The following is an 18359-nucleotide window of genomic DNA, read 5'->3' on the forward strand; positions in this document are numbered from 1 at the left end:
TGTTATTGCAACTTTTTTCTCGAAATTGAGTATTTTTATATAGAAATAAAAAAATCAGCTCTCCTAGTGAGAACTGATTTTTTCACTTTCTTATTCTTGTGAAGAAGAACTGTTAGATGATTCTGTAGAACCATTTGTTGATTTTTCTTCTTTCTTCGGTTCTTCTTTTTTGTCACTAGTTGAACCGCTAGTTGATTTCTCTTCTTTTTGAGACTTGTCTTCTGTTTTACTTTCTGGTTTCGTGCTCGTTGACTTTTCTTCTTTTTGAGATTTGTCATCAGCTTTTTTACCAGAAGCGTTCGTTGCCTTTGCAGCACCTGCATCAGCTTTAATTTCTGCTACTGACTTATTTAAGTAGCGCTCAGGATTCACAGCCACATTGTCTTTACGTACTTCAAAGTGAACGTGAGAACCTGCTTCTTTATTCATGGCACTTAGACCGGATTTTCCTAATACTTCACCTTGTACAACTCGTGCACCTTTTTCTACTTTTACACTGCCTAAGCTTTGATAAGAAGCTGCTACACCATTTCCGCTATCAACTGTTACAACATAACCAAGAAGTGAATCTTTTTCAGCTTTCGTTACTGTACCACTTAAAGCAGCTGTAACATTGAATTCTTTTCCATTCTTCGCAGCAATGTCAATTCCTTTGTTCGGGGAATATGTGTTGTTATAAAAGACAAGTGCTTTTTCTTGTTCCGCCTCAGTTGCTGCATCTTCATAGAACTTCTTCTGTACAACTACTTCCGCATTAGCAGGAGCTGGCATTTTCACTACTTCTGAAGACTTCGTTACTGGTACTGCTGGATCTTCCGTTTGTGTATACGGCGTTGCTTGATCTTGGTTCGGAGTCTTCTTCGGATTAGCTCCTTGGAACCATAGCGCAACCATTAAGATTACCGCTGCACAAGCAATGTATAGTGCCGGAAATACCCATCTTTTTTGAAATAAATGTACTACCTTTTGCGACTTTTTATTATTTCTTCCTCGCATTCCATCATCACCTCAGCAATCATTTTGAACAATATTCACGCATCCTATACAACCTATAACTAATTACTTTTCGACAAAATCTGTAAAAATATGTATAGGAATTGTAAAATTTCCGAGGAAATGATAGAAAAAAGAAAAAACTGAGCATTTCGGCTCAGTTTTTAATCTAATTGTTTCTTTTTATACACGATTAAACATGCAATAAGTGAAATAATAAGCCAAGCTCCAACATTTATCATATGGCCACTAATACTACTAAATCCTGCACCCTCTACTAAGCTTTTAATTGCCTTTTCGAGATGAGATGTTGGAAGATAACTAATCATTGTCTTAATTACTTTATTTTCAACCATTGGCTCAAATTGTACAGCTAAATACATCGTCATTAATATTGGCATTCCAATTAGTGATGTTTGTGGGACAGACTCAGCTAGTAATCCAATCATCGTTCCAATTAAAGTAAATAGAATTGTTCCACATAAGAAAACAAATGCTAGTAATAAGAAATTTCCACTTAATTGATCCAAAATGAATAAGTTTACAATAGAAATACCTAACGTTAAACATACTGTTAATATACTTTTCCCAAAAAGAACTTCAACAGATGAAGCTGGTGATAGCATTAACACACGTAACGTATGCTTTTCTTTCTCTTCTGCAATTACCATTGATTGAACAAACCCTGCAACAAATAGAAAGGCCATTAAGGTAATAATGCCAACCCCTGCACTCCCTTGTCCAAACCTGCTATATATAAATGCAAATATAATTGGTAAAGATGCCATTAGCAGCACTTGTGAATTCGTCTTAAAATCTTGTACTTCTTTTCTAAAAATAGCTGATACACGTCTCATTGAAAATGTCATTATAATCCCCTCCCAGTAACTTCAATAAAGATATCGCCTAGCGTTGGTTCGTGTGAATGAATCGATAGTAACTCGCCTTTTTTCATCCATTCTGAAATGCGTTTTGCACCTAATTCGTCTTTTTGCACGACTTCTTTTTGCTTATCTTTTAATACGACCTGTATTTGATCTTTCGCGTACTGCAAGCGAAGATTTTCTGGTGTATCAAGCGCTACAATTTCTCCGCTACATAGAAAGGCAATGCGGTTACAAAGCGTCTCTGCTTCTTCCATATTGTGCGTCGTTAAAAAAATTGTCGTTCCTTCTTTATTTAAATCTTTTAAGACTTTATGAATGTTTTGTACGTTAACTGGATCGAGTGCAGATGTTGGTTCGTCTAAGAAGAGAATATCTGGTTTATGAAGTATTGCTCTAGCTAATGTAACGCGCTGCTTCATTCCTTTTGATAGTTTCTTTACTAATGTTTTTTTATCATCTAATAAGTTCACTTGCGCTAGTACTTCATCGATTCGTTCTTTTTTACAATCGTATAAGTCACAAAATAATAGTAAGTTATCATAAATGCTAAGCCTTTCATATAAGCCACTGTTGTCTGTTAAAATACCAATTCGTTTATAATCGATGCTGCTTGGCCCTGTAATATCTTTCCCTAATACTTTTACCGTTCCAACGCTATGAAGTAATTGAGAAGTTAATATTTTTACTGTCGTCGTTTTCCCAGATCCACTCGGTCCGAGGAATCCAAAAATCTCTCCTTGCTTCACTTCAATATTTACATTTCGAAGTGCTGTTTTTTCGTTGAAACTTTTCATTACATCTTTCATTTCAATTGCCAATGTCATCTCGTCATCCCCTTTGTTTTTTTCTTTTATAGATGAAAGTCGCTTTAGCGCTTTTCGTTTGTTTGTTTCGCTTTTCTTGACTCCATCATATGAAAATCAAAGGGTTTACGCAGTAAAATACCGGTAAAAGGAGTATTTTTACCGGTGAATGAATCGTATTTTGAGCTTATTGGAGTACTTCTTATAGCCCAATTACACCTTTCAACTCATCCATTCGTCCTTTCGAAAGCGGAATTGAACTTTTTCTTTCGTCGTCTAAAATTAAGCTGAAACTGTTACGAGTCCAAGTAATTACTTCTCGTACTCTTTGTAAATTCACAAGATAAGAGCGGTGACATCTAAAGAAACCAAAACCTGTTAATCTCGCTTCTAGTTCACTTAATGTTAATGCACATACGAAATCACCTTCACGCACATGAATATGTGTTACTCCGTTTTGCGTTTCAATGAACTGGATTTCCATTGGATCTAATAAAATGATTTTATCGTTCACTTTCGCTGGTATTCTTTCTAACTTCATTTGTGGAATCATTTGAATGACTTTTTCTTCATCGACTTCTTCTGCTTCTTCTTGTTCGATTTCTATTTTTTTCACACCATCATTGTTTAATATGTATACATCTTCTGTTAACGAAAGGGCGTCCGATAGAAACGATGATGTAATAAAAATTGCCTTTCCTTGCTCTTTCATTTTCATAATTGCTTTTCGAATCATAATCGTACTCTCTGTATCTACATTTTGCTCTGGTTCTTCCAAAATAACTAAATCCGGATTATGGATCATAACTCGCCCAATATGAAGACGACGTTTCTCTGAAAATGATAGTTTTTCTATTTTAACGTTTAATTTATCTAAAAGGCCGACATATTGTACAACTTCTTCCGTACTCATATTTGATTCATAAAGCCCTATTAAGAACTTGAAGTATTCCTTTACCTTCAAACGATCATATGCTTCATCTTTCAAAAAACAAAAACCGATGCGGGAATAATTTTTCTTTCCAATCGCTTCGCCTTCAAATAGTACATTACCAGTTGAAGCTTCTTCTGCACCAATAATAATGCGGTGCAATACTTTAGCTGTATGGTTATTACATTGCAAAACAACACATTGCCCCTTCTCAACCTTCATTTCAACTGCCGGTAACTGGTTCGTCTTACCTAATTGTTTCAACTCCAGTAACGCCATTTTGTCTCCCCCAAATACTTTTTATCTTATTATACCAAACAATTAATGGAAAATTATGATATTTTAAACAAAAAGCAGGTGCCAGGAGACCCTGACACCTACTTCTTCACCATCAACTTACCTTCATAATCGTTCATCGTCTTTATTTCAACGCCTTTGTAGTAATGAGCGACGATATCTGTATATTTCTTGCCTTCTGCTGCCATGCCGTTCGCGCCGTATTGGCTCATGCCAACGCCGTGACCGAAGCCCTTCGTCGTAACAACGATTTTATCTCCCTCTTGTTTCCACGTGAAATCAGAGGAGCGTAGATCTAATTTGTCACGCACATCTCTTCCGGTTAATGTTTTCCCTTGAAATGCTACATCTTTTACACGTTTTCCTTCCGTACGCCCTTTAATGTCGCCAACTTTTCCGTCTGCTAACACTTTCACACCGAGACGTTTTTGAAAGTCAGCTACGGTAAAGGTTTGCTCACTCGTAAATTTCGGATCCCACGGACTATCTACACTCTTTAAGTACGGATAATCATTTCCCCAATAATCGGCTGCATTTTCTGTCCGGCCATTACTCGTTGAGAAGAAGGATGCTGAGATTGGCTTTCCGTCATACGTTAAAACTTGTCCTGCGGTTTTCGAAACAGCTTCTTCAATTTTCTTCAAATTATTTTCGTAGTTATTGCCCCATTGTTTTTTCAATTCTTCTTTGCTTTTGTACACTTGATCTTTCACCGTATCTGTCACGTCCGCATTGTTTTTCTTACCTCCGCTTAGCATACGCTGCACGACAAATGTTCTCGCTGCTAATGCCTGCGCCTTTAGCGCCTCTATTTCAAAACTGGCATTCATCTCAGAAGCTACTACACCGGTCACATACTCCTCCATAGGTAATGACTCTACCTTTTTCTGTTTCTCGCGATATACAGCAACTTGAACCGCTGTATCCACTTTCCCTGGAGCTGGTATACTTTCTATCGCTGGAGGAGTTTTAGAAGCTGCTTTTTCCTCTACTTTTGCTTTCGCAAACGGAATCACAAGAGCAGCAGGTACAATGATAACGAGCGCTATGAGAAGCGCTACTGTAATAAAAAGTGGCTTTGAAAATTTCATCTTATTTCCCCCAATATGAAAAAGCTTTACTCCATTCATTCTTATGGAACAACTCTTTCTTTTAGAACATACTTAAGGGGAACCATATAAAACAAAAATTTTCTAAATATTTTTACTGGTACGTGCATAAGTATAGAATTTCTTGACTATAACAGTAATAAGCCCAAAAAAAATAGCCTCTATGTCAAAAGACATAGAGACTATTTCAATTAAGCGTGAAGATCAGAAACTTCTTGTTCTTTCACTTCTTCTACTTTTTCGTTTACACGTTCAATAGTTGCACCTAATGCAGCTAATTTCTTATGGAAGTTTACATAGCCACGGTCAAGATGTTTTAACTCAGTTACACGAGTGTAACCTTCTGATACTAAACCAGCTAAGATTAATGCAGCTGCAGCACGTAAATCAGTTGCTGCTACTTCAGCACCTTGTAAGCTGTTTGGACCGTTCATAATAACAGAACGACCTTCGATTTTAATATCAGCATTCATACGACGGAATTCTTCAACGTGCATAAAGCGGTTTTCAAATACCGTTTCTGTAATCATACTTGTTCCATCAGCTTGTAGTAATAATGCCATCATTTGTGATTGCATGTCTGTTGGGAAACCTGGGTGAGGCATAGTTTTAATATCAACCGCTTTTAACTTATCTGGGCCGATAACACGTACACCTTCATTTTCCTCAATAATTTTAACACCCATTTCTTCCATCTTCGCTGTAATTGAGCGTAAATGTTCAGGCACAGCATTTTCAATTAAGATGTCTCCACCAGTAATTGCCGCTGCAACCATGAATGTTCCCGCTTCAATACGGTCAGGAATAATAGAGTGGTTTGCACCATATAATTTATCAACGCCTTCGATACGAATCGTTCCAGTTCCAGCTCCGCGTACTTTCGCTCCCATCGCATTTAAGAAGTTAGCTAAGTCAACGATTTCTGGTTCTTTCGCTGCGTTTTCAAGGATTGTTGTCCCTTTTGCTAATGTAGCTGCAGACATAATGTTTTCTGTCGCGCCCACGCTTGGGAAGTCTAAATAAATTTTAGCTCCTTTTAGTTCTCCCTCAACGTATGCCTCAACAAAACCGTTACCAACCTGTACTTTTGCTCCCATTGCTTCGAAGCCTTTTAAATGTTGGTCAATTGGACGTGAACCAATTGCACATCCACCAGGAAGTGCAATACGAGCACGACCGTTACGTGCTAATAAAGGTCCCATTACTTGAACAGATGCACGCATTTTACGTACATATTCAAATGGTGCTTCAATGTTTAGCTCTTTAGAAGCATCGATTGTTACTTTGTTATTTTCAAATACGACTTCAGCATTTAAATGACGTAATACCTCATTAATTGTGTATACATCAGACAAAACTGGTACTTCAGATAGTACATTCTTTCCATCACTCGCTAATAGGGCTGCAGCGATTATAGGTAATACAGCATTTTTTGCGCCCTCAACACGCACTGTGCCGTTTAACCGCTTTCCGCCACGGACGATGATCTTTTCCAAATTATTCCCCTCCGTGTCCTTTTTTCAGTATCTATTCACTCAATACTCAGAAGTTATGATCGGTGTGCCAACCACAATTGTATCTTTGTTGTCTGTAGAACGTATTGCTATTTGCACATTTATTTTCTCTCTATTTGTTGAAAGAGCGTCATCCCACTTTTTATTGTATGCGGAGACTGACACAAATGCTCTTTCTTCTATCTGTTCGATCGCTCTTGCTGAAAGATCTTTCAAAACCTGATTGGTTTTATTTTGCAAAACACCTTCAATCTTATCATTCAGTACACCTTGAACACAAGTGTAAATTATAGGTTTTTCACTAAAAATTTTATTCGTTTTCTGAATATACTTCGGGTCCCATTTTGCCCCGCTTACTTCAAAGATAATGAAAGTGTTTTCTTTAGTATTTTCCTTACTCCAAGTTACTACTACTCGTTCTTCATAGGAAGAAAATTTTTTATAGGATGTAGCTTTATATCCATCTGGAGATTGCTCTAATTCCCACTTTTGAATATTCGCCTTATCCTTCACATCGTTTAACAACTTTTGAAACGTATGTATATTAGAAATTGTTTTTGTTTCTCGTGCTAACCATGACCATTTCTCTACTTTAGCATCATTTTTCTCTACAGCTGCGATCATGTTCTCCATCTTCTGTTCATCGCTGATTGGTTTCATCTCTCTATACCCAACCAAAAATAAAACAACACTTAATGCAACAATAAGAATGGCTTTAAGCTTCAATTTCATCCCCTCCTATCCCCATTGTTAACGGAGATTTGAGGTTCTATACACTTACTTTACTAAATACGTTAAACTCTTTGAATAGCCTAAATAATCAAGGAAAAAGTTACTTACAGATGTCCCAATTGCAATTGTAATTAAGATGAGTAATACTCTCGTCTGCATCACCTTTCCAGGCTTCATTAAACGCTCAATGTGAATACCTTGTAAGGCCCACCACGTAATGGTAATAAACAATAAATGCGAAACGATGGCAATCAGTGCTTGTTGCCCTAAAAGATGTGCCAAAAAACCGACTCCTTTTTACCTAGCCACTACTTACGAAATACTATAAAAACGATACCATAATAAGTAGGAGCCACACTTTTTCAAATACAAATAAGCATCTTACATGTTACATCGTAATTTTCTCTTTAAAAGCGTATACTTATATGCATTTTCAATCGTAGTTCACACAAAATAAAAAGCGCAGAGTAACGACTCCACACCTTTTATTTTCACTATTGTACCACGTTCCCTAAGAAGAAGAAATCTTTCATTAATGGAAAATATTCATAAAAGAAATTGTATCCAATCATCGGCATAATCCCTAGTATTACAATCGAAATTGCGCAAAGGCTCATCACAACCTTTATATTGAGTGGCAACCGAATTTTCTCTTCTACTTCTCCTGTACGGAAAAACATTTGCTGTAAAATACGGAAATAATATACGAATGAAATGACTGTCGTCCCCATCATAATAGAAGCTAGTACGTAATGAGCTGGCTCTACATGAAGGGCCCCTAAAAAGATGTTAATTTTCCCAATGAAACCAGCTGTTCCTGGTATCCCCGCTAGCGATAAAATAAAAATCGTCATCACGATTGCTGTAAATGGCGACCTTTTATATAATCCGGTGAAAATGGTGATATTTTCTTTGTCGCTTTGTAAGATTAAGCCGTGGATAATTGCAAACGCGCCTATATTCATAAGCATATACGCAAGCATGTAAAACCACATGCTATCCATCGTAAATGACGATAATGCTACAAGCGGTACGAGTAAATATCCTGCATGCGCGATTCCTGAATAAGCAAATAAGCGTTTTACGTTATATTGCTTTAATGCGACTACATTTCCAATAATCATCGTAATACTAGCTAGCACAGCGATGTATATGCTCATACGTCCGTATAAAGATTGCATGTCTCCTTGCACCGATACACTTGCAAAAACCATGAGGAACAGACGAATAATGAGTAAGAACCCAGCAATTTTAGAAATCGTTCCAAGAAAAGCAGTAACAGGTGTAGCCGCTCCCTCATACACATCAGGCGCCCACATATGAAACGGCACTGTCGCAATTTTGAATGAGAGCCCAACGAGTAATAGTAGAAATGCAAGAGCTAGCAATAACTGAATACCACCAGCCAGTTCCCCGGCAAATACCTTTTGCATATCCACAATATTAGTTGATCCTGTAATGCCGTATAAATAACTCATTCCAAAGAGCGTAATTGCCGTTCCAATTCCTCCATTAATGACATATTTCATTGCTGCCTCATTTGATGCACGGTTCTTTTTTCGTATTCCTACTAAAATGTAGGAAGAAAGTGAAAGCAATTCTAGGCCGACGAAAAGTGTAATGAAGTCGACACTAGAAGCCATAAACATAGCCCCAAGAAGCGCCATTAAAAATAAGTAATAATATTCTCCCTTATCTTCAATTGGATTTTTCTTATCATCGCTCATTGCGGTGCATAAGATGAGAGCCGCTCCGCCTAATAACAACGTTTTAAATCCTTTTGAAAACCCATCTAACACAAACGAGCCATTTAAAATATCTCCCGCTGGTTCACCGTATAGCATAATTAATGATACGATCGCTAATACGATAGCTGCGATTGCACCAAGCGCTACATACCTATGGTTCAGCTTAAAAAACAAATCACATATGGAAAGAAGGATGGCAGCCCCGAGAATGATGAATTCTGGCACCATGAGATGCCATGATAAGCTAAGTAACGTATTCATATCCACCCTACTTCACCCCCAATGTTTTCAATGTATTTTGAAGCGGATCCCCTAGTATTTCTGGCATTACTCCAATTGCAATAATGCAGAAGATAAGTAGTAAAATCGGGACATACTCCCATCCGTGTATATCAGCTTTCGCTTCCCACTCTTTCTTACCAAATGTTACTTGAAGGGTTGCTCTTAATACGTATACAGCAGTTAAAATGATGCCAAGTACTCCGGCCGCAGCAATAACTGGCTCCCCTTGGAATAAACCGAGAAAGGCAAGAAACTCGCTCACAAATCCAGACATTCCCGGCAATCCAAGCGATGCCATTCCTCCCGCTAAGAAGAAACCGCTAAGTACTGGTACACTTTTTGCAAGTCCGCCAAGCGCTGTAATATTTGATGTTCCAAAGCGCTGTTCTATAACACCAAGTAAGAAAAAGAGTAAAGCTGCAATTAAACCGTGCGAAACAATTTGGAATAGAGCGCCTTGTGTACCTGGTGCATTTAACGCCCCAAGGCCCATTAATACAATACCCATATGTGAAATACTAGAGTAAGCAAGCACCTTCCGGAAGTCCGTTTGAATGAGTGCCAAGAAGGCTCCGTACAATAAATTGATGACTCCTAAAATCGCAATGAGCGTTGCAACCTCGCGAAAGTATTCCGGGAATAGCCCCTGGCCAAAGCGGATTATACCGTATGCTCCAATCTTCAGTAAAACACCTGCATGAAGCATAACGACAGCCGGATGTGCTTCAATATGTACATTGACCATCCAGCGATGTAACGGGAAAACGGGTAGTTTAATCGCAAAAGCGATCATTATGCTAAGAAACAAGCCGAACTGTAAGCTATTTGGGACAGCCATTCCTCCGCCAGCACCTACACTCGTTAATATTTCTTTAAGCTCTGTAATATTGGTTGTACCTGTTTTCGCAAATAAAACCGAGAAAACGATAAGCAAAATAGCGGAGCCAATACCGTTATATATTAAATAACTATAAGCAGCCTTTTCACTCGACAATTTCCCCCACTTCCCAATTAATAAAAACATCGGTGGCAATGTAATTTCAAAGAAGATAAAGAACAACATTAAATTTTGAGCAGCGAAGACACCGAGCATCCCTATTTCTAACATGAGTAACAGCATATAAAATGCTTTCAAATTCCTTTTAATCGTAAATGCCGCAATTGCTGCAAGCATCGCTAGAAGGGCCGTCAGTACCATCATAACGAGCGATAAACCATCAATACCAAGTTCGTAATAAATGGAAAACCACCTTTTATCCACCGCTGCAAAATCCCCAAATGTAATCCATTTCACTTTTTCATCAAATAGAGACAAACTCTTTCCAGAAGCATATGTACAAGCGAGGACGATAGCCATTCCGAATGGAAGCACCGTTCCAAATAAACCGAGCGCTCGCACTGTACGTGATTCTTTTTTCGGTGTTAATGTAAGTAAGAGAATTCCTAAAAGCGGGGAAAAAATGAAGAACGTTAATAACAAATCATTCATCGTAAATCCCCTCCCGTATAGAGCAAAATAATGAAGAGTACTGCAAGTGAAACAGCTGTTACAGTCCCGTACACTTGTACATTTCCGTTTTGAAGTCTAGAGCCAATTGCACTTATCCCTTTCACTAAACTCCCTATTAAAACGGCAATTCCTTCGACTACATACACTTCAAATAGGCGAAGCACATGAGCGATTCCTTTCGCAATAGGGAGCACCGTCATATTGTATAGTTCATCCACATAATATTTTTCTTTCAAAAGTTTATAAAGAGGCGAGTCCTCGCCACCAGCCCAATCTCTAGCAATAGATTTCTTGCCATATATGAAATATGCAAGAGCAATCCCTGTCAAAGAAACGAGCGTCGCAACAATCATAATCCAAACTGGTCCGTGTGCCTCTCGCACTTTAAATGCTACATCTTTCGTAAGCCAATCCCCGAGAAACGTTCCAAACCACGGTGTATTTATATAGCCTGCCACGACTGCAAGAACGCCAAGGACAATCATCGGATACGTCATGATGCGGGGCGATTCATGCACATCTTCCTTCGTCTTCGCTTCCCCAGTAAAGACAAGAAAGTATAGGCGGAACATGTAGAACGCTGTTAGGAATGCTGCAATTATCGCTAAGACGAATAAAACATAATTGCCGTTCATCCAAGCTGCAGCTAAAATTTCATCTTTACTAAAGAAACCGGAAAGGAGTGGCACACCACTAATTGCAAGAGTACCGATTAAAAATAAGGCACCTGTTACTTTCATCTTCTTCTGTAAACCGCCCATTTTATTAATGTTTTGCGTATGCACGGCATGAATGACACTTCCTGCCGCCAAAAATAGCAACGCTTTAAAAAAAGCGTGTGTCGTTAAATGGAACACACCAGCTACATAACCGGCAGATCCTAATGCAAACATCATATACCCGAGCTGGCTAACTGTAGAATAAGCAAGTACTCTCTTTATATCCGTTTGTACAAGACCGATGGAAGCTGCAAAGATTGCAGTAAAGGCGCCAACAATTGCTACCGTCTGCATCGCCACCGCACTTGCTGAAAATAGCGGAAACATCGTTGCCACTAAATATACGCCAGCTGCGACCATTGTCGCCGCATGAATAAGTGCCGAAACAGGCGTCGGCCCTTCCATGGCATCCGGTAACCACGTATGAAGCGGGAACTGACCTGATTTCCCCATCGCTCCGATAAAAATTAAAATCGCCGTTATTGTAATCATTGTCGGAGTCAGATCACCCGTATGAATCGCCCTAAATATTGCGTCATATTCAAAACTACCTGCATGCCAGAAAATTAAGATCATCCCAATAAATAAACCGACATCTCCAATACGTGTCATAATAAAAGCCTTTTTCGCGGCAGCCTTCGCTTCTTCTTTAAAGAAATAAAAACCGATGAGTAAGAATGAACCGAGGCCGACTAACTCCCAAAATATATAAAGCTGTAATAAATTCGGTGATATAACAAGCCCGAGCATCGCAAATGTAAAGAGCCCTAAATAAGCATAAAAGGTTGGTAATCTTTCCTCACCTTTCATATAACCTTTCGAATACACGTGTACAAGTAAACTCACAAGTGTAACGATAAACAGCATTAAAGCCCCTAATGCTGTCACTTCAAAGCCAAATGATATATCAATATCTCCAGCTCTAAGCCATACCCACTTATGCTTCACTGGTACTGTCGTAAATCTTTCTATTAATACAAGTACCGCAAATATAAAGGAGAGAAAGACGAAGAAAATACTAAGTACACTGCTTCCTTCTCTAATTTTCTTCCCGAATATAATTAATAACAAAAACGAAACAAGCGGGAAAAGCGGTATGAGCCATGCATAATCGATCATTGTTTCCTTCCCCCTTTTCGGTCACAATGTTATCCTTTGAGCGTATCCATTTCATCTACATGAACTGTCGTACGATTACGATATAAAGCAATTAAAATGGCGAGTCCTACCGCCGCCTCCGCTGCTGCTACGGCCATCGTAAACAGAGAGAAAATTTGCCCTGTTACATTTGGGAACAAACCTAATTTACTAAACGCTACTAAGTTTAAATTGGCTGCGTTCAGCATTAATTCAATACAAACTAATACAATCACTGTATTGCGCTTCGTTAAAGCTCCAAACAAACCGATGCAAAACAAAATAATCGCAAGCGTTAAATACGCAGAAGCAGGCACGCTACTCATTGGAATCCTCCTCTTTCTCATCCTTCTTCGCAAGAATAATTGCACCGACAAGTGCTACAAGTAAAATAACTGAGGTTAACTCAAATGGAATGATATATTTTGAATAGAGAAGCGTACCGATTTGAAGTGTGTTTTTTTCATGGAGAGGTAAACTTCCTTGTGTACTTTCATTTGCGAAATCAATATTGTTAACAGCGAAATACATAACTGCCCCAAATGCTACAACCGCAAAGAAGATAATCCATTTTCGAAGAGTAAGACGCGATTCATTTTCCGCGTTATGTTTCGTTAACATAATGCCAAAAATCATAATAATTGTGATCGCACCCGAGTAAAGTAAAATTTGTGCAACCCCGATAAATTCAGCTGATAAAAGAAAGTACAAACCTGCAATGCTGAGAAATGTTAGAACGAGAGCTAGCATCATATGCATGACCTTCGTTAAATTCAACATAAGAACGCCGCCGATAATTGCAGACAAGGATAGTATAAAGAATGCTATAAACTCGCCATTCATGCTTTATTCTCCTTCCTGACGTTTTCGTCGTTTTCATCAAGCCACTGCAAATTTTTAAATAAGTCATCCCGTGAATATTCCGCGAGTTCAAAGTTATTTGTCATAACAATCGCTTCTGTCGGACAAACTTCTGTACATAAATCACAAAGAATACAAATTTCAAAATTAATATCGTACGTGTCAATAATTTTTCCTTTTTTCGTAGGATCCGGATGTTTTTTCCCCGTTAACTGAATACAGTCTGTCGGACAAATGTTGGAGCACTGGTTACAAACGATACACTTTTCTGGATAAAACTTTTGAATTCCTCGAAAACGATCTGGCAATGGCAACGGTTGATTCGGATAATCATACGTCACCTTCTTCTTACTCAAATTGCTTAATGTATATTTTAATCCTTTAAATAGCCCTTTCATCTCTTACTGGCACCCCCTTCATAGATTAGAAGAATAACTCCTTAATCAATGCCGTTAAGAAAATATTTGCAAGTGCAATTGGCAATAATACTTTCCAGCCAAACTCCATTAACTGATCACCTCTTATACGCGGAAACGTAACGCGGAACCAAATTAATAGAAAAACTACACTGCTAAACTTTAAAGCAAACCATACGGCACCTGGGATAAATCCAAGGAACATAACTGGATTCCATCCGCCTAAAAAGAGCACTGTAATTAAAGATGCCATCCCGAAGAAATATACGTACTCTGAAAGCATAAAGAACGCCCAGCGAAACCCTGAGTATTCCGTATGATATCCAGAAACAAGCTCCGACTCAGCTTCTGGTAAATCAAACGGCGTCCTATTTAACTCTGCTACTGCTGCGATTAAAAATACGATGAAACCGATTGGTTGCACGAAAATGTACCAAACATTTTCCTGCGTTGCTACGATTTCATTTAAATTTAAGCTACCAGCTAACAAAACGATCCCAATTACACTCATTACGAGCGGAATTTCATAAGAAATCATTTGCGCCGCTGCACGCATCCCTCCTAAAAGGGAATATTTATTATTCGATGCCCATCCTCCGGTTACGACGCCAATCGTCGTAATGCCAGAAACAGCAATGTAATACAGTAAGCCTACGCCAATATCCGCGAACTGAAATTTATCAGTAAATGGGATGACTGCAAGCACCATAAATGCTGGTGCGAACGCAATGACAGGTGCTAATATAAACAACGGTTTATCTGCCGCCTTCGGAATACTATCTTCTTTCAATAATAGTTTTAAAACATCGGCTACCGTTTGCAACAGACCAAACCGGCCCCCGACTTGGTTTGGCCCAATCCGCCCTTGCATAAAACCCATCACTTTCCGTTCTGCCAAAATACCATATGTAACGAAGCCAAGGACCGCAAATAATAGGAGCACCGCTAATCCGAAAAAAATGAAGAAATTCGTCCAGCTAGAAGGTGATTGTAAGAGCGTTTCAATCATTAGCCATCAACCTCCCCAAGTACAATATCCACTCCACCTAAAATCGTAATTAAATTGGCGATGTTTTCGCCTTTCAATAACTTCGGTAAAATTTGCAAATTGTAAAAAGACGGCCTGCGAAACTTCAAGCGGTACGGCTCTTTCTTTCCGTCACTAGCAATATAGCAACCAATCTCTCCTCGCGGCGACTCTATACGGACGAATGCTTCCCCTTTAGGAGCCTTAATAATTTTCGATACTTTCGCAAGTACTGCTCCTTCTTTCGGGAACTGTTGAACCGCTTGCTCAACAATCTTTAAAGACTCCTCGATTTCTTGCATTCGGCAAACGTAGCGATCCCAAGCATCCCCCACGCTCCCAACAGGAATATCGAAATCAAAACGGTCGTAAATGGAGTATGGTTCATCCTTGCGAAGATCCCAGTTTACTCCGGTGCACCGCAAATTCGCTCCGCTTAAAGAATACGAAATCGCTTCCTCCGCGCTATATATACCAACGCCTTTTACACGATTTAAGAAAATCTCATTGCCGCTAACAAGATCATGATACCCTGCCAATTGTTCTCTCATATACGGAACAAATTCTTCCACTTTTTCAATCCAACCATCCGGTGCATCCCACTTTACACCGCCGACTCTCATATAGTTAAAAGTAAGCCGGGCACCGCATAATTCGTTTAATAAATTTATAATCATCTCTCGTTCACGAAACGCGTACAAAAACGGGCTAACCGCTCCTATATCAAGAAGATTTGTCCCCCACCAAACGAGGTGGCTCGCAATCCTTCCAAGCTCCATTGCAAGTACTCGCAAGTATTCGGCACGCTCCGGGATTTCAAGCCCCATCATCGTCTCTACAGCATGGCAAATGACGTAATTATTCGTCATAGCCGATAAATAATCCATCCGATCTGTATAAGGGATAATTTGCGTATACTGTAAGCTCTCTGCAATCTTTTCGGTCCCGCGATGCAAATATCCAATAACCGGTGTAGCTTCTTTAATAATTTCCCCGTCAATTTTAATAACGAGCCTGAACACACCGTGCGTACTCGGATGCTGAGGACCTACATTCAAAAGCATTTCTTCCGTACGGATCATTTAGCTACACCTCCACATCATACGGTTCATAATCTTTCCTAAGCGGGTGCCCTACCCAATCATCAGGCATTAAAATACGTGATAAATTCGGATGCCCCTTAAATACGATACCAAGCAAATCATACGCTTCCCGCTCTGGCCAATCTGCCCCTTTCCAAAGCGCTGTCACCGATTCCACTTGCGGTGCTTCCCTATCCAACTTCACCTTCACCGCTACTGACTGTTTCTTTCCATATGAAAATAAATGAACATACACTTCCATATGTGTCATAAAATCCGTCGCATGTAGCTCTGACATATAATCAAATGCAAGTCCCTCATGGAATCGCAGTAACTCCATTACTTCATAATATTTTGAGGGCTCTACTACAAGAGTTGGTACATCTTTGGAAAGTTTATTAATGTAGCAATCTACTAAAGCATCCTCTCCTACTTTTCCCTTAATAACTTCAACATACTGATTTAAATACGGTTGATTCACAGATGGCTCTTCCTGCTTCGTCTCTTCTTCCTTCTTACCTTCAGCACCCTTCATCTTCGCCCTTGCAGCCGCTGCCGCTTTTGCCTTCGCCTTTTCATCCCCCGAATCCCCATCACCTTGCGATGCTTTCTGCTTCGCTAACGCCGCTGCTTTTGCTTTCGCGGCGGCGACTGCCTTCGCTTTCGCCTTGGCCTTTTCTTCTTCCGTCACTTCTTCTGTTCCTTCTCTTTTTTGCTTCGCTAACGCCGCTGCTTTCGCTTTTGCGGCTGCTGCTGCCTTCGCCTTTGCTTTTGCCTTTTCTTCTTCTGTTCCTTCTCTTTTTTGTTTCGCTAACGCCGCCGCTTTCGCTTTTGCAGCCGCTGCTGCCTTCGTCTTCGCTTTGGCCTTTTCCTCTTCCGTTACTTCTTCTATTCCTTCTCTTTTCTGTTTCGCTAACGCCGCCGCTTTCGCTTTTGCAGCCGCTGCTGCCTTCGCCTTTGCTTTTGCCTTTTCTTCTTCCGTCACTTCTTCTGTTCCTTCTCTTTTTTGTTTCGCTAACGCCGCTGCTTTCGCTTTTGCGGCTGCTGCTGCCTTCGCCTTTGCTTTTGCCTTTTCTTCTTCCGTTACCTCTTCTGTCCCTTCTCTTTTCTGTTTCGCTAACGCCGCCGCTTTTGCTTTTGCCGCCGCTGCTGCACGTCGTTTTGCTTCTTCTATAGTCATATCGTCATTTTTTGGTAGCGCTTTCTCTTTTTCGCGATTTTCTTCCTCAAGTTTACTTATTTCCCCACCATGTTTCGCAACGAGACGCTTTCTCGCCTCTTCTTTCGCACGCCTAGCCGCTTCTCTTTTTAAATCCTCTAAGTCTTTGTTAGGATCACTCATTTATTCGTCACCTGCTTTCCAGTCTTTGCTTCGTAACGAATTTTTTCTTTTAATTTATTAATTCCATAAATTAAAGCTGCAGGATTTGGTGGGCAACCAGGGATATACACGTCAACTGGAACAATTTGATCTACACCTTTCACAACAGCGTACGAATTTACATATGGACCACCTGCTGTCGCACAAGATCCCATTGCAATAACCCATTTCGGTTCAGGCATTTGGTCATATAAGCGCCGAACAATAGGAGCCATCTTCTTCGTTACCGTTCCCGACACAATCATAACGTCCGATTGCCTTGGTGAAGTCCGAAAAAATGACCCAAATCGATCTAAATCATAATGTGATGAACCTACTCCCATCATTTCAATTGCACAGCATGCCAGTCCGAATGTCATCGGCCATAAAGAATTACTTCTCGCCCATCCTTTCAACTGTTCCAATGTAGAAAAAAAGATATTTCGTTCTAATTCCGCTCGCTCATTTGGATGTAATTCCTCAAAATTTATAACCATTGTAACACCTTCTTTTTCCAAGCATACGCTAATCCAACTAGCAACATTACAACAAAGATGAGCATTTCAATCAGTGCAAATAAACCGAGGTTGTCATATGCAACAGCCCATGGATATAAAAATAAAGTTTCTACATCAAAGATGACAAACAATAAAGCAAAAATATAATAACGAGCATGAAACCGAATATTCGCATCATGAAAAGGCTCAATCCCGCTCTCATACGTCGTCGCTTTCGCTGCACTTGGTTTATTTGGGCGCAGCATCCTTCCTAATGTAAGAGCCACTACCGGCAGCAATATACCTAATAGCAAGAAAATCAAAACGATCATATAACTATTTTCATATACACTTGCCATTGTGAAACCCTCCCCCCTAAATTAAGAACAAGTTCACTTAGTAAACAATATGTCCTAGTTGCAGTAATTATTATTTTTAAATTTTTCTAAATAAT

General features: G+C 39.5%; 19 protein-coding genes. All 19 read right to left on the reverse strand.

Annotated features, from left to right (window positions below; all coding sequences use genetic code 11):
- Window positions 1–90: 90 nt before the first annotated feature.
- Complete coding sequence (locus ACTFR9_RS17675; protein ID WP_001214941.1) at window positions 91–996, reverse strand: M23 family metallopeptidase; 906 nt, start codon at window positions 994–996, stop codon at window positions 91–93.
- A gap of 161 nt (window positions 997–1157) precedes the next feature.
- Entirely contained in the window at window positions 1158–1862 is a 705-nt protein-coding gene (locus ACTFR9_RS17680) for an ABC transporter permease (RefSeq protein ID WP_000144473.1), read from the reverse strand.
- A complete protein-coding gene (locus ACTFR9_RS17685) occupies window positions 1862–2704 on the reverse strand; it encodes an ABC transporter ATP-binding protein (RefSeq protein ID WP_000170843.1) in 843 nt (280 codons plus the stop codon). Before ACTFR9_RS17685 ends, ACTFR9_RS17680 begins: the two co-directional genes overlap by 1 nt.
- Window positions 2705–2885: 181 nt before the next feature.
- Complete coding sequence (locus tag ACTFR9_RS17690; RefSeq protein WP_229136601.1) at window positions 2886–3893, reverse strand: LytTR family transcriptional regulator DNA-binding domain-containing protein; 1008 nt, start codon at window positions 3891–3893, stop codon at window positions 2886–2888.
- Window positions 3894–3991: 98 nt separating this feature from the next.
- Complete coding sequence (gene spoIID / locus ACTFR9_RS17695; protein ID WP_440049003.1) at window positions 3992–5002, reverse strand: stage II sporulation protein D; 1011 nt, start codon at window positions 5000–5002, stop codon at window positions 3992–3994.
- 209 nt (window positions 5003–5211) lie between these two features.
- A complete protein-coding gene (gene murA, locus ACTFR9_RS17700) occupies window positions 5212–6516 on the reverse strand; it encodes a UDP-N-acetylglucosamine 1-carboxyvinyltransferase (protein ID WP_000411259.1) in 1305 nt (434 codons plus the stop codon).
- Window positions 6517–6555: 39 nt separating this feature from the next.
- Entirely contained in the window at window positions 6556–7260 is a 705-nt protein-coding gene (locus tag ACTFR9_RS17705; protein WP_000767902.1) for a YwmB family TATA-box binding protein, read from the reverse strand.
- Between the two features lie 51 nt (window positions 7261–7311).
- Entirely contained in the window at window positions 7312–7548 is a 237-nt protein-coding gene (locus ACTFR9_RS17710; RefSeq protein ID WP_000940742.1) for a DUF1146 family protein, read from the reverse strand.
- A gap of 212 nt (window positions 7549–7760) precedes the next feature.
- The gene (gene nuoN, locus ACTFR9_RS17715) at window positions 7761–9275 is read right to left on the reverse strand and encodes an NADH-quinone oxidoreductase subunit NuoN (protein ID WP_229136642.1); all 1515 of its coding nucleotides are present in this window, start codon (window positions 9273–9275) and stop codon (window positions 7761–7763) included.
- A 7-nt stretch (window positions 9276–9282) separates the two neighbouring features.
- Window positions 9283–10785, reverse strand: a complete 1503-nt coding sequence (locus tag ACTFR9_RS17720) for an NADH-quinone oxidoreductase subunit M (protein ID WP_193635244.1) — start codon at window positions 10783–10785, stop codon at window positions 9283–9285.
- Window positions 10782–12644: an NADH-quinone oxidoreductase subunit L gene (nuoL, locus tag ACTFR9_RS17725; protein ID WP_440049004.1), complete on the reverse strand. Its 1863-nt coding sequence runs from the start codon at window positions 12642–12644 to the stop codon at window positions 10782–10784. Before nuoL ends, ACTFR9_RS17720 begins: the two co-directional genes overlap by 4 nt.
- 29 nt (window positions 12645–12673) lie before the next feature.
- Complete coding sequence (nuoK, locus tag ACTFR9_RS17730; RefSeq protein WP_000100082.1) at window positions 12674–12988, reverse strand: NADH-quinone oxidoreductase subunit NuoK; 315 nt, start codon at window positions 12986–12988, stop codon at window positions 12674–12676.
- Complete coding sequence (locus tag ACTFR9_RS17735) at window positions 12981–13505, reverse strand: NADH-quinone oxidoreductase subunit J (RefSeq protein ID WP_001012803.1); 525 nt, start codon at window positions 13503–13505, stop codon at window positions 12981–12983. Before ACTFR9_RS17735 ends, nuoK begins: the two co-directional genes overlap by 8 nt.
- Window positions 13502–13921, reverse strand: a complete 420-nt coding sequence (gene nuoI, locus ACTFR9_RS17740; RefSeq protein WP_000677191.1) for an NADH-quinone oxidoreductase subunit NuoI — start codon at window positions 13919–13921, stop codon at window positions 13502–13504. Before nuoI ends, ACTFR9_RS17735 begins: the two co-directional genes overlap by 4 nt.
- 25 nt (window positions 13922–13946) lie before the next feature.
- Entirely contained in the window at window positions 13947–14948 is a 1002-nt protein-coding gene (gene nuoH / locus ACTFR9_RS17745) for an NADH-quinone oxidoreductase subunit NuoH (protein ID WP_440049005.1), read from the reverse strand.
- On the reverse strand, window positions 14948–16048 hold the full coding sequence (gene nuoD / locus ACTFR9_RS17750) for an NADH-quinone oxidoreductase subunit NuoD (protein WP_229136600.1): 1101 nt from the start codon (window positions 16046–16048) through the stop codon (window positions 14948–14950). Before nuoD ends, nuoH begins: the two co-directional genes overlap by 1 nt.
- A 4-nt stretch (window positions 16049–16052) precedes the next feature.
- The gene (locus ACTFR9_RS17755) at window positions 16053–17390 is read right to left on the reverse strand and encodes an NADH-quinone oxidoreductase subunit C (protein WP_324255183.1); all 1338 of its coding nucleotides are present in this window, start codon (window positions 17388–17390) and stop codon (window positions 16053–16055) included.
- Entirely contained in the window at window positions 17387–17905 is a 519-nt protein-coding gene (nuoB, locus tag ACTFR9_RS17760) for an NADH-quinone oxidoreductase subunit NuoB (protein ID WP_000236331.1), read from the reverse strand. The genes ACTFR9_RS17755 and nuoB overlap by 4 nt, the downstream gene beginning before the upstream one ends.
- Window positions 17896–18264, reverse strand: a complete 369-nt coding sequence (nuoA, locus tag ACTFR9_RS17765) for an NADH-quinone oxidoreductase subunit NuoA (RefSeq protein ID WP_000179275.1) — start codon at window positions 18262–18264, stop codon at window positions 17896–17898. The genes nuoB and nuoA overlap by 10 nt, the downstream gene beginning before the upstream one ends.
- Window positions 18265–18359 lie beyond the last annotated feature (95 nt).

Source organism: Bacillus cereus group sp. MYBK222-1 (genome assembly GCF_051916425.1).
In the GTDB taxonomy this organism is placed as follows: Bacteria; Bacillota; Bacilli; order Bacillales; family Bacillaceae_G; genus Bacillus_A; species Bacillus_A paranthracis.

Excerpts from the sequence above, each read along its gene's own strand:
- ACTFR9_RS17675 (WP_001214941.1), bottom strand. The coding sequence starts at position 996 with ATGCGAGGAAGAAATAATAAAAAGTCGCAAAAGGTAGTACATTTATTT.
- ACTFR9_RS17680 (WP_000144473.1), bottom strand. The coding sequence starts at position 1,862 with ATGACATTTTCAATGAGACGTGTATCAGCTATTTTTAGAAAAGAAGTA.
- ACTFR9_RS17685 (WP_000170843.1), bottom strand. The coding sequence starts at position 2,704 with ATGACATTGGCAATTGAAATGAAAGATGTAATGAAAAGTTTCAACGAA.
- ACTFR9_RS17690 (WP_229136601.1), bottom strand. The coding sequence starts at position 3,893 with ATGGCGTTACTGGAGTTGAAACAATTAGGTAAGACGAACCAGTTACCG.
- spoIID (WP_440049003.1), bottom strand. The coding sequence starts at position 5,002 with ATGAAATTTTCAAAGCCACTTTTTATTACAGTAGCGCTTCTCATAGCG.
- nuoN (WP_229136642.1), bottom strand. The coding sequence starts at position 9,275 with ATGAATACGTTACTTAGCTTATCATGGCATCTCATGGTGCCAGAATTC.
- ACTFR9_RS17720 (WP_193635244.1), bottom strand. The coding sequence starts at position 10,785 with ATGAATGATTTGTTATTAACGTTCTTCATTTTTTCCCCGCTTTTAGGA.
- nuoL (WP_440049004.1), bottom strand. The coding sequence starts at position 12,644 with ATGATCGATTATGCATGGCTCATACCGCTTTTCCCGCTTGTTTCGTTT.
- nuoK (WP_000100082.1), bottom strand. The coding sequence starts at position 12,988 with ATGAGTAGCGTGCCTGCTTCTGCGTATTTAACGCTTGCGATTATTTTG.
- ACTFR9_RS17735 (WP_001012803.1), bottom strand. The coding sequence starts at position 13,505 with ATGAATGGCGAGTTTATAGCATTCTTTATACTATCCTTGTCTGCAATT.
- nuoI (WP_000677191.1), bottom strand. The coding sequence starts at position 13,921 with ATGAAAGGGCTATTTAAAGGATTAAAATATACATTAAGCAATTTGAGT.
- nuoH (WP_440049005.1), bottom strand. The coding sequence starts at position 14,948 with ATGATTGAAACGCTCTTACAATCACCTTCTAGCTGGACGAATTTCTTC.
- nuoD (WP_229136600.1), bottom strand. The coding sequence starts at position 16,048 with ATGATCCGTACGGAAGAAATGCTTTTGAATGTAGGTCCTCAGCATCCG.
- ACTFR9_RS17755 (WP_324255183.1), bottom strand. The coding sequence starts at position 17,390 with ATGAGTGATCCTAACAAAGACTTAGAGGATTTAAAAAGAGAAGCGGCT.
- nuoB (WP_000236331.1), bottom strand. The coding sequence starts at position 17,905 with ATGGTTATAAATTTTGAGGAATTACATCCAAATGAGCGAGCGGAATTA.
- nuoA (WP_000179275.1), bottom strand. The coding sequence starts at position 18,264 with ATGGCAAGTGTATATGAAAATAGTTATATGATCGTTTTGATTTTCTTG.